Annotated in this window: 8 protein-coding genes; all 8 read right to left on the bottom strand. The window is 45.5% G+C overall.

Going from position 1 to position 11,351, the window contains the following annotated elements:
• Positions 1 to 20: 20 nt before the first annotated feature.
• Positions 21 to 1,883 carry an efflux RND transporter periplasmic adaptor subunit gene (locus OSC7112_RS04755; protein WP_015174833.1) on the bottom strand — a complete coding sequence of 621 codons (1,863 nt, stop codon included), beginning with the start codon at positions 1,881 to 1,883 and terminating at the stop codon, positions 21 to 23.
• Between the two features lie 269 nt (positions 1,884 to 2,152).
• The gene (locus tag OSC7112_RS04750) at positions 2,153 to 2,761 is read right to left on the bottom strand and encodes a PadR family transcriptional regulator (protein WP_015174832.1); all 609 of its coding nucleotides are present in this window, start codon (positions 2,759 to 2,761) and stop codon (positions 2,153 to 2,155) included.
• Between the two features lie 233 nt (positions 2,762 to 2,994).
• Positions 2,995 to 4,338, bottom strand: coding sequence for a sulfotransferase family protein (locus OSC7112_RS04745; RefSeq protein ID WP_150111495.1), 1,344 nt, complete (start codon positions 4,336 to 4,338; stop codon positions 2,995 to 2,997).
• Positions 4,339 to 4,432: 94 nt separating this feature from the next.
• Positions 4,433 to 4,945 (bottom strand): DUF4112 domain-containing protein, encoded by a 513-nt coding sequence (locus OSC7112_RS04740; protein WP_015174830.1) that lies wholly within the window; start codon positions 4,943 to 4,945, stop codon positions 4,433 to 4,435.
• 198 nt (positions 4,946 to 5,143) lie between these two features.
• Positions 5,144 to 7,057: a molecular chaperone DnaK gene (dnaK, locus tag OSC7112_RS04735; protein ID WP_015174829.1), complete on the bottom strand. Its 1,914-nt coding sequence runs from the start codon at positions 7,055 to 7,057 to the stop codon at positions 5,144 to 5,146.
• Positions 7,058 to 7,470: 413 nt separating this feature from the next.
• Entirely contained in the window at positions 7,471 to 8,016 is a 546-nt protein-coding gene (locus OSC7112_RS04730; protein ID WP_015174828.1) for a GNAT family N-acetyltransferase, read from the bottom strand.
• 6 nt (positions 8,017 to 8,022) lie between these two features.
• A complete protein-coding gene (locus OSC7112_RS04725) occupies positions 8,023 to 8,271 on the bottom strand; it encodes a type II toxin -antitoxin system TacA 1-like antitoxin (RefSeq protein WP_015174827.1) in 249 nt (82 codons plus the stop codon).
• A 143-nt stretch (positions 8,272 to 8,414) separates the two neighbouring features.
• On the bottom strand, positions 8,415 to 11,210 hold the full coding sequence (gene treY / locus OSC7112_RS04720; protein ID WP_041622925.1) for a malto-oligosyltrehalose synthase: 2,796 nt from the start codon (positions 11,208 to 11,210) through the stop codon (positions 8,415 to 8,417).
• Between the last annotated feature and the right edge of the window lie 141 nt (positions 11,211 to 11,351).

Here is an 11,351-nt window from a genome sequence, read left to right as displayed (position 1 = left end):
CTAAATCGCAACAATATACCTTATTTTTTGCTTTCTACTGGTGATTTTTTACCTGCTCCTTGCCCTTCCTCTTGAGCCATAATGGGAACACCGTCTGTAAGGTTAAGGATGCCTGCGGTAACAATTTTTTCGCCTGCTTTCAAACCTTCGATAACTTGATAATTATTCCCCTCAATGGCTCCCAATTTCACGGACTTTTGCCGCGCTACTAAAGGTGGCATCCCAGGTTTTGGCTGTTCTGGCTTTTGAGCTGTGAAGACAAAAGTTTCGCCACCTAAGCGAGTGACTGCTGTTACTGGAACTAAAATTCCGGGGTTCTGTTTCCAGATGACTTTAGCTTTTACAAACTGGAGATTAAGCAGTTCGCCGCTGGGGTTGGGAAATGTGGCTTTAGCTAAAATTGTTTGGGAATTGGCGCTGACGTTGGGGGAGATAAAACTGATTTGACCTTGGGCGATCGCCTTACCTTGAGCGTCGAGCATTTGTACTGGCAGCCCTAAGCGTAATTGAGGCTGCCGTTCCAAAGGAATTGATAACCGCAAGTCTAGCACTTGGTTCTCAGTCAGGGTGGCGATCGCATCACCTTTTTTCAAGTAATCACCTACTTTCACTGGTATGTCGCCGATGACTCCCGCGAAGGGCGCGATGACCGCAGTTTCTTGCAGTTGTACTTCAAAGCCGCGCACTTGAGCGGCGGCCTCGGCAACTTGCGCTTGGGCTTGATCGAGCTGTTCTTGGCGCGTACCGTTGGCTAACTGCGCTAATCTGCTCTTGGCTTGTGCGACTTCTGCTTCGGCTTTGGCTATTTCCTCTGGGCGCGAACCGTTTTGCAATTGCCGCAAAGCTTGCCGCTGCTGTTGCAAAGCTGCTGTCCGTCGCTCGATCTCGGCTTGTCTGTTCTTTTGCCGCTGCTCGAACCGCCTTTGAGCTTCTCGGAGGTTGGCTTTGGCGGTACCTGCTTTTTGGGTGTATTCCTCTAGGGTGTTGGCGGATTCTGCGCCTTCTTTTGCCAATGCCTGATATCTGGCAAGCTGCTGGCTGGCTAACTTTGCTTCGGCTGTGCTTGCTTCTATTTGCGCTCTGGCTTGGGCGATTTCTTCTAAGAGGCTACCTGTTTGGGCATCGGCGAGGTCAGCTTCAGCTTGGCTAACGCGGGCTTGGGCTTGACCAATTTCTTCTGGCCGAGAGCCCGATCGCAGTTGGGCGAGGTTGGCTTGGGCTTGGGCGACTTGGGCTTGAGCTTGGGCGATTTCTTCGGGCCTGGTTCCTGCTTGCAATTCGGCTAAGTGGGATTGAGCGCGGATCAGGTTGGCTTGAGATTGCCTCAAGTCAGCTTGGGCGCTGTCGCTTTTTATCCTGGCGATGGCTTGCCCTTTGTTTATGAAGTCCCCGGATTTGACAAAAATCTCGGTGACTAGCCCTTCTGCTTCGGGTTTGATTTCTACCGAACGCTTGGCCTCTAAGCTGCTGACAAATTCCGAGGCATCTTGGACTGAGCTGGTTTGTACGGCTGCGAGCTTGACTGGTATGCCTTTGGGTTGGGCTGCTGCTGCCGGTTGCTGTGCGCGATTCTGACCCGATTGCCACGAGTACCAGCCGAAACCTGCTGCGCCTGTGGCGATCGCGAGCGCGGCAATTAGGGGCCAGCGCGATCGCGGTTTACCAGGCTGGGGGCGATCGGCAATAGGCGGAAAATCCTGCGGTCGATCGCTGTCTGCATCGGTTGGGTGCAGTTCCGGTTTAGCAACAGCTTCGGGGCGATCGACAACGGTAGCAGAATCCTGCGGTCGATCGCTGTCTGCATCCCTTGGGTGCAGTTGCGGTGTGGGAGATTTTTGCTCTTCAGCTTCAACGACGGATTCTGGGGATTTAGAATAACTCATTGGCAGCACCACTTAGATTTTTTTTAACTTCTGACTTACTGAGACTTGGGCGGAATATTTGATTTTCCGGCGTTCCCCTCAAACATGGGGGAATAAGGACAAGCGATTTTAAACAGGATGGAATCGGGAAAGTACCTTTTTAATGAGGTTGCGGTATGTGCAGGGCTTTAGCCCGATCGCAGTTAGCCAAGCCAGGGAGTGATTCTTTTTAGGAAAGCTTCTTGTTGTCTCTCAAAAGTTACGATGGCAGGAAAGATTACACATCCTTCTTATGACTCACCTGAGTGGGTGAGTTGGAAGGATTTTCCCTTGGAGTCGGCGGATTCAGCGGAGGTTGGGGAGTCACGAACTCCAGCGATCGCCCTTTTTTCCTTGGCTAGTTGCTCGGTTAACCACTCTATCTCTGACGCCAGCACTGACTTGCAGCGATCGCGAGAGGCAAATTGATAGTCGTCGGTTAGTGGATATTCGCTCTTGAGGCTTTCGATGTAGTCTTGCCGGGTGTAACAGGCTCGCAAGCGGTGTTCCAATAGCTTCAGCCGTTCTGCGGGTTCTAAGTCCCCAAAAAAGAAAAACTTGATTTGGAACCGGGAACCACTGTTAACCCAGCTTTCTTGAGGGTGTTCGAGCATTTTTTGCCGCCACAGTTCGCGCCCTTTGGGGGTAATTGCGTAGATTTTGCGCGGACAGCCCGCATCTCCGGCTTCTTCGGCAATTGTCGCAATCTGGCCTCGCTCTTCCAAGCGCTTCAGGAGTGGGTAAATCGCTCCGTAGTTGACGCTGATGCAACTGCTCATAAACAGCTCCAGTTTTTGCTTTAGCCGATAGCCGTGCATCGGTTGCAACTGTAGCAGCCCAAGGGCTGATAATTCAAGCATTTATATCAATTTGATATTATAGTCTGGATTATATCACTAGATCCGACTCAAGGGCGAGCCGCTCAATAGCTAGTTTCAAAGACAATTGAGAGTTGAATACACATTTAATATTTTTTGTCAACACCCTTAAAATATATTATTTTAGGTTCGAGAAAGGGCGATCGCTTTTAATCTCTTAAAAATTCACAACAGAACCTAGCAATTAGATGCAAGATGTAAGTTAGCGCGTTTCCCTATCTATTTTCATATCCCAATTCATTTGTTAATTGGCGAATTGATTTTTGATTGATAACTGGCAGGATTAGGGATTTACGATTAAGCCATCTAGTCTCATCTGCTGGGACTGAACACATCACTGGCTGCATTTCTTCAACAACCTTTTTGAGTTCGTTATCTTCGCCAATTCCGATAAATTCCAAAATTCTACCAATTGTCAGTAGACGCTGTTGGGAAGATGAGATAATATCTTCAAATTTCACTCTCAAAATGTTATTTGCTTTCTCTTGTGCTAAACTTTCTAAAATTACCTGATGTGAACTCGACCACTGAAAGCAACAAACATATTCTAAAGGTTGGTTGATCACCTTTTTCCATTGGGGTGGAAGTTCATAGTTCCACCAATGTTTCCCCCATTCATAGAGATCAGAATATCCAGGGATTGCTAAATTAGCAATCCCCTCTAAATTATGAGAGAAAAATCCTCTGTGACTCCAGCCGTCATAGAGACCGTTAATACTTGTTGCGGGAAGGCGAGTAAGATGAATGATTTTAAACTCGGCATTGGGAAACAGTTGCTTGAGCAGGGGAAGGCGAAAAGCATCAATTGAAGCTTTTAACAACCAAGGCTTGCTGCTAATTTCCTCTGAAGTTGGACAACGGCGGGGTTTGAGAACAATAAAAGGAGGCTCCTCAATACAAAAGTGGGGATTAGGCGGTGCTTTTGGATAACTAATATTTGGGAAGTGGGACTTTAATAAAGATGGTTTTATATCGTAGTAAAACGGATTAAATCCTGGATAATAAATCAATAATCTTTTTAAAATGTCGATTAGAAAGATAGATGAATTCCATGTTGAATGTTCGTAAAAGTATTGTCTACAAGCTTCTGCAATATACCCTAACCACTGTTCTGCTGACATACCCAATTGTGGCCATTGCATAGGTAGTCTTAAAGCCATAAGTTGAGTAAAATTTTTCAATTCTTCGGGTCTCGAAATTACTTGTTCAGAACCTACACCAACAGATGATAAAAAATCCCGTGAAAAATTCTTTAAGTCCGACTTACTTATCTTGGGATTTTCCAGAAAATCTGATTGAAAGTTGCGAAACGGAAAACTGTAGCCATTAAGTTTGTAATAAGTGGTATGTTCTCCATTAAGTGAGAGCAATTGTTCTGTATGGCTGAGGAGATGAAAAAGGAGACTACTCCCGCTACGTGGCGAGGATAGAATAATGACTACTTTGCTAACATCTTGGATACTTTTCTGATACCAGAGAGGTTGATTTATGTGCTGAAAAATTTCTTCTCTGACTGCTTTTGCGTAATCTAAATATTGACTGGTCATGGTTATAGACATACACGAAATTTTTTAAGTAGAATTTATCCCAGATTAGGTTCTCTTAACCTGACACAGCTAGAATGATTTATTATTTTTACCCTAAAACCCAAGATTAACGCCCTGTAATTACTTGAAATAGCCAGCCAAAAAGCATCACACTCAAGAAAATCACGCCTCCGACAATTAATATCAAACCCAACAACAACGCCGCCACAAATAGCCAATCGGCTTTTTTGCCTTGTTCAGGGGAACCTAAATGAGCATCCAGCAATTCTATATTTTTGACATTAGCTTTCCAAGCAACATCCAACAAATCTCCGGCTACCGGTACAGTACCAGCAACTGTATCAAATACGATATTAGCTGCCATTTTTACTAAAGTCTCTTGAGGCACTCCCATTTGAGCGGATTTGAAGACAACATATCCTGCAAAAATTGAACTGATTAAATCGCCGCCGCCCGGTATAAGTCCCAATATCGGATCGAGTCCGATACGGTATTTTGTGCCGGGAATCGGAATTGCATTGTCTAGTAAATGGCTGATCCGGCGGAGTCGGCGCAAGGATGCGACATGAGATGGGCTGGGAGTATTTGGGGAGGAATTTTGTATAGGATAACGTGACATTTAATTGATCTCGATTGCGCTATTACTGCTAGTTTATGATATTTATCGAAGCATATTCTAGTTTTGTCTCTATGCCTCAAGCAAGATTTTTAGTAATTTTAGTCGATCGGCTTTGGTTTGTTTTTGAATGAACAGAAACCCGGTTTCTGTTCAAAACCGGGTTTCTTGCTTCTAGCTACGGGCTTTTAGTTAAGCCTTCTATTTGCCTTCTGTGAAGTCGGCGTCAATCACGTCGTCGCCGCCGCCAGTGGGGCCGCCGTCTCCATAGCCGCCAGGGCCACCGGGGCCACCAGGGCCATCAGTTGGGCCGCCTGCTTGCTGGTACAGGTTGCTGCTGACAGCGTAGAATGCTTGCTGCAACTCTGTTGTTAGGGTTTTGATGCGATCGTCATCTTCACTGGCGATCGCCTCGCGCAAGTTTTTGAGCAACCCTTCAATCTTAGTTTTGTCAGCAGGGGGGACTTTATCACCCAATTCTGCCAACTGCTTCTCGATTTGATAGGCTTGAGAATCAGCTTGGTTTTTGCGATCGATCTTTTCGCGACGTTCCTTGTCAGCAGCCGCATTTGCCTCGGCTTCCTTGACCATTTTGTCGACTTCATTGCTGGGCAAAGTAGAAGCACCAGTAATGCTAATCGATTGCTCCTTGCCAGTACCTTTATCCTTAGCAGCTACATTCAAAATACCGTTAGCATCGATATCGAAAGTAACTTCAATTTGAGGTACGCCACGGGGGGCTGGAGGAACTCCATCTAAGCGGAATGTTCCCAAATCCTTGTTATCATTCGCCATTTCCCGTTCGCCTTGCAAAACGTGAATTTCCACGTTTGTTTGGCCGTCTACAGCAGTCGAGAAAGTTTCCGACTTCTTGGTAGGAATAGTGGTGTTGCGGGGAATGATTTTGGTCATCACGCCGCCCAAGGTTTCGACGCCGAGAGACAGCGGGGTAACGTCGAGCAACAGGATGTCTTTGACTTCGCCGGAGAGTACGCCTGCTTGAATTGCTGCGCCCACTGCGACCACTTCGTCCGGGTTTACCGTTTGGTTGGGTTCTTTGCCGAGGAGTTTTTTGACCAGTTCTTGCACCGCAGGAATCCGCGTAGAACCACCAACTAAGACGACTTCATTAATTGCAGATTTGTCTAATTTGGCGTCGCGGATCGCATTTTCTACGGGGATGCGGGAGCGATCGATCAAATCCGAGCACAGTTCTTCAAACTTGCCCCGCGTCAAAGTCGTGTCCAAGTGTTTTGGCCCGTCTTGAGTCGCGGTAATAAACGGCAGGTTGATTTCTGCTTGCGTAACGCTTGACAGTTCAATCTTGGCTTTTTCTGCTGCTTCCGTCAGGCGTTGCAGTGCTTGTTTGTCTTTGCGGAGGTCAATGCCTTCGGCTCTTTGGAATTCGTTAGCGATGTAATCGACGATTTTTTTGTCGAAGTCGTCACCGCCGAGGTGAGTGTCTCCAGAAGTTGCTAACACTTCAAACACGCCGTCGCCTACTTCGAGAATAGATACGTCGAAAGTACCGCCACCTAAGTCAAATACGAGGATGGTTTCGTTGCTCTTTTTATCTAATCCGTAAGCTAAAGCTGCTGCTGTAGGTTCGTTAATAATCCGCAGCACTTCTATGCCGGCAATTTTTCCCGCATCTTTCGTAGCTTGGCGCTGGGAGTCGTTGAAATAAGCGGGAACAGTAATTACTGCTTGGGTAACAGTTTCGCCGAGGTATTTACTGGCGTCTTCTACCAGTTTGCGGAGAACTTGTGCAGAAATTTCTTCTGGGGCAAATTGTTTGCCGCGGGCGGGACAGTCTAGTTTGAGGCTGTTGCCGACTTTGAGGACTTTGTAGGAAACTTCAGTGGTTTCATGGGCTACTTCATCAACCCGACGCCCGATAAACCGTTTTACTGAGTAAAAGGTGTTTTCGGCGTTCATCACGGCTTGACGCTTGGCGATTTGTCCGACAAGTTGATCGCCATTTTTAGCATATGCTACTACAGAAGGTGTGGTGCGACCCCCTTCGGCGTTGGCTATGACGGTGGGTTTGCCGCCTTCCATAACTGCGACGCAGGAGTTTGTCGTACCTAAGTCAATTCCAACTACTTTTCCCATAGGGGTGTTCCGGCTCCAATCTCTACAAAATTTTGGTTTTCTATCTGTGTGATAGTCTGGTTATTCAGGACTGCGATTTCACCTGGGAGGTGTACGGATAGTGAGTCCTGCTTTAATACAGTCTTCGATAGGGTGCTTATCTCTATACTGCGGGCGGTTAGACCGGGGGATGAAGGCGTGTTTACCGAACCTGTTGAGGGACGGTTGCATTCACGAGCCTTGCACCGCTACAGTTGTTGACTGCTTTTCTTTACTCTTCCTAATGTACGGGGTACGATGGATTCGGGTATTGTGGCAAACCGTATAGGTTGTGTTGTATTTGCCGTCTTTGTTGTATCAATTTTGTTTGGTTGGTAGGGGCGATCGATCTTGTGGCGGCAAAATAGAAGTAAAAATTCTCAATTAGAATCATGTTAAGTAGCGGTTGGATCGGAAGGCTTCACATTTGCTGCTTGTTTAATTGTGTTCATCAGCATAAAAAGTGAAAGGGCAGTTTCCTGGCATTCTAAAAAACCAAACTTCTGGTAAAACTCTTTTGCCTTCTCGTCTATGGCATCAACTCTGACACCGTAAACTCCTACTATTTCGGATACATCTATTGCTCTAGCAAGAGCGTGAAGTAATAGTTGTTTGCCAAGTCCTCTACCCTGCATTGAGCGATCGACTGCAAGTTTAGCAATCAGTATAGCTGGAATCGGATATCTCGGCAGCCTCTGGCGCAGGTCTGCTGGTAAGTCTTCGCGTTCAACTACACCTGCACAGCAAGAATAATAGCCAATTATCTGACTGCCTCCAGACGAAAAAGCCACAAAAGTTTTGGCAATCCCATCTCGATCGTTTTTTTGAGCGTATTGTTTGAAGTACCGATCTAATTCGGGATTTCCAGAATTAAATGGCTCTTTTTTAAGGCTGCTTGTACTGCGCTCTATTCTATCGATCGGAGCAATCAAGAAGTCCACAATGTATTATTTGTTTGAGTTGCCATAGTCTTGAAATAATTTAATCAGAGCTTCATTTGGAGGAGGCGGATCTAACATCATGTCTAGCAAAAAATCCCAGTCGCGCTCGGACAGCTTCAAAACTGGGTTGCCAAGGGCTGCTGGGCCGTTGATAGTAGCATCTGCTTCGGCAATGAATTCGTCGAGGACAAATAGGTAAGCCCACCAAGAGAGTCTGGTTTCGGTACTGGTTTCGGTTTTGACGAGCGATCGCATTTTGCTATTCCTCTCGCTACTAAGATTGCTTTCCTGCTAATATTTTAACTCAAAAAGCCCAGCACGTGGTAGGGTGCGTCAGAGCCAAAAAACCTTGTGAAATCCCAATAATCAATGCCTGACGCACCCTACCACTTTAGTTTCTATTTTTTACCGATCAGCAGAGCTGCGGGAAAGTAACTCAGAGCTTCACCAATTGCCAAAGTACCGTTACTTTCTACCGCCTGATTTGTAATCGCATCTTTCCAAACCGACGGCATTTGCTCGGATAATTTCAAATTAGTATCTTTCCAGACTTGTTTGCCGATCGGCATTTCTTCCGGTTTGACAATTCCCGTCAAAAACCGGGGAGCAATGACAATAACGGTAGTCTCTCCAAAGCTTCTGGCAAAGGCAACAACATTATCTTTAAATGTGCCAACTGCTTGCAGGGGCAGATAATCGCCTGATTGAAAAACTTGCAAGTATTTTTTTCTCGCTTCTAGCGCTCTTGCCGTCAAAAACAACTTAATTCTCGCGTCTTCTCGCGTCGCAATCAAATCTTCCACCAGTTGCAAAATATCAGTCTGAGCTTGCTCTTTAATTTCCCGCAAAACCTCGATTCTGCGATCGAAATCTACGGGACGGCGGTTATCCGGATCGACGTGGCTTAAATCCCAGAATTCCGTCCCTTGATAAATGTCGGGAACGCCCGGAGCCGCGATTTTCAGCAGCGTTTGAGATAAAGAATTGAAAATTCCGTAATTAGCTACTTTTTTACAGAAAGGTATAAATTTGTTGAGAAACTGATTTTGTTCCGAAGGTTCGAGAACGCTATCGACAAAGGTCATAAAACCAGCTTCGTAGTCGTTATCCGGTCTCAGCCAAGCCGTATAAACTTTGGCTTCGCGGACAGCTTTAATCACATAATCTTTCAGGCGAGCGACATAATCAGTGTTTTCAATTCCCTCAAAGGGAAAACTGCCGAGCAGAGTTTGGTACAGGAAGTATTCGTCATTAGTATCTGGAACCATTCGATTCACAAAGTTGACTTTCTTAGAAGAGTTTACCTCTCTCCAAGACCTGACTTGCTGTTCCCATTCATCGGGAATTTCTGACAAAACGTTGATTCTGGCTCGCACATCTTCGCCGCGTTTGGTATCGTGGGTAGCTGTCGCATTCATTTTGTGCGGCCAAGCAACTTGCTGTTGTTTGTTGAACTCGTGAAAATCTACCAGCGACACGCCGAACTGACTGGGATTTCCTCCCACTTCGTTGAGGGATAAAAGCCGATAGTAGACGTATAAAAGGGTGTCTTCAACGCCTTTTGCCATTAATGGGCCTGTCAACTGCTGGAGTTTCATTACAAAGTGTCGGCGCTGCTCTTTTTGTTCGGGTGTTAGAGTTTCTTCTTCTTCGAGCAACAGCACCGTTTCGATAAAATTAAGTTCCTTGAGGAGTCGCGGTACTTGTTGTTTGGCATGGGCGATCGCATATTTTACGTAAGTGCGATCGGACTCTCTCAAACCGTCTTGATTGATGTAAGTTCGGTAGACTGGAAAAATCGTCAAAACAGCCGCCAATGCTTTTTCCAAACCGGGACGAGTAAAGTCATTTCCCTGTCTCGATTGACCGGAGATATTCTTCAAAAGTTGAGCTAGATTGTCTACGTCTCCCGCCAAGTTTTTCTCAACAATCAGTCCTTTTTTATCTAAAAATAACTGTTCGTAGGGAACGTTCAACCGAGTAAATCTCTGATATATTTCGCTAAATTGCTGTTCGCGATCGCACCGACAAAAAACGCCGTTTACGTAATTCAAAAAGTCGTACCCGCTAGTTCCCTCAATCGGCCAATATGACGGCAAATCTTCTTCGTGTTCCAGAATTTTTTCAACAGTAATATAAGTGTCTCCGACTTTCTCCCGGAGCCGTTTTAAATATTCTGTGGGGTCATACAGTCCGTCGATGTGGTCGATTCTCAATCCAGTAAACTTTCCCTCATCAACCATGTCGAATATCAGAGCATGGTTTTTGTGAAACACTTTAATCTCTTCAACTTTTACCGAAATCAGTTCGTTGACCGTAAAAAACCTTCGGTAGTTAATTTCCTCTGCCCCCACTTTCCAGAAAGCCAGACGGTAAAACTGCTCGGAAAGCAAATCGTCTAGCAAATTAAAGCTTTCTGGATTTCCCTTTTCTCCGTTAAACACTTTGATATTTTCATCGATGAATTCCTGTACAAGGGGATTTTGATTGTAGAGTTCCCACAGCAGTCCTTTGACAAAAGCTATTTGATCGTATCTGGTTTTACCTTTAGTTTCTGAAGGTGTATTTTTAATCAAATAAAGAATTCCTAAAAACTTGATAAAATCTGGATGGCGTCTGCCTAATTCTCTGGCTAAATGCCCCAAATTATGACTGATAAATTTAGCATAAGATTCAATTCTTACTGGCAATTGTAAGCTATAATAATTGATAGTCAGCCCAATTTCGCTGTATTTGAGTTGAATCTCGCCATTTTCCAGACACTCTCCATAAAAATTGCCCAGCAGCGGAGCCAGCACTCGACCCCTGAGATGTTCGTAAGCGTGATTCCATTCAATATCGAAGTAATCAAAATAGTCGGAATCGGGCCCGTGTTCCAATACGTCTAACAGCAGCAAATTTTGAGTATCGTAAGCCATGTGGTTCGGGACAATATCTTGCAGCCATCCCATGTTCCGTTTCTTGATTTCGTATGTGAGGCCTTCAAAATTTTCTGATGTTCCCAAATCGGGATTGAGCTGATTTGAGTCAACGACATCGTATCCGTGAGAGCTGCCTTTTCTGGCTTTAAATATTGGTGAAGCGTAAAGGTCGGTAATTCCTAAATCTTCCAGATAGCTAAGGATTTGTTTGGCGGCTTCAAAGTTAAAACCTCCATGAAATTGAATCCGATAAGTTGTTGTGGGAATTCTCATCATGTTAATTTTACTCCGGGTTTTTTAGGGTTTTCTCTTTTAATACTATGAGGCAGAGCCTCCTCTACTGCATTCCCGGGCAGAGGCGGGGAATGAGAGAGGCTCTGCCTCCCGTTTCTTGTGGGACTACATTCCGCAGTC

This window comes from Oscillatoria nigro-viridis PCC 7112 (genome assembly GCF_000317475.1).
Classification (GTDB): domain Bacteria; phylum Cyanobacteriota; class Cyanobacteriia; order Cyanobacteriales; family Microcoleaceae; genus Microcoleus; species Microcoleus nigroviridis.
This window is presented reverse-complemented; position numbering and strand designations above follow the sequence as displayed.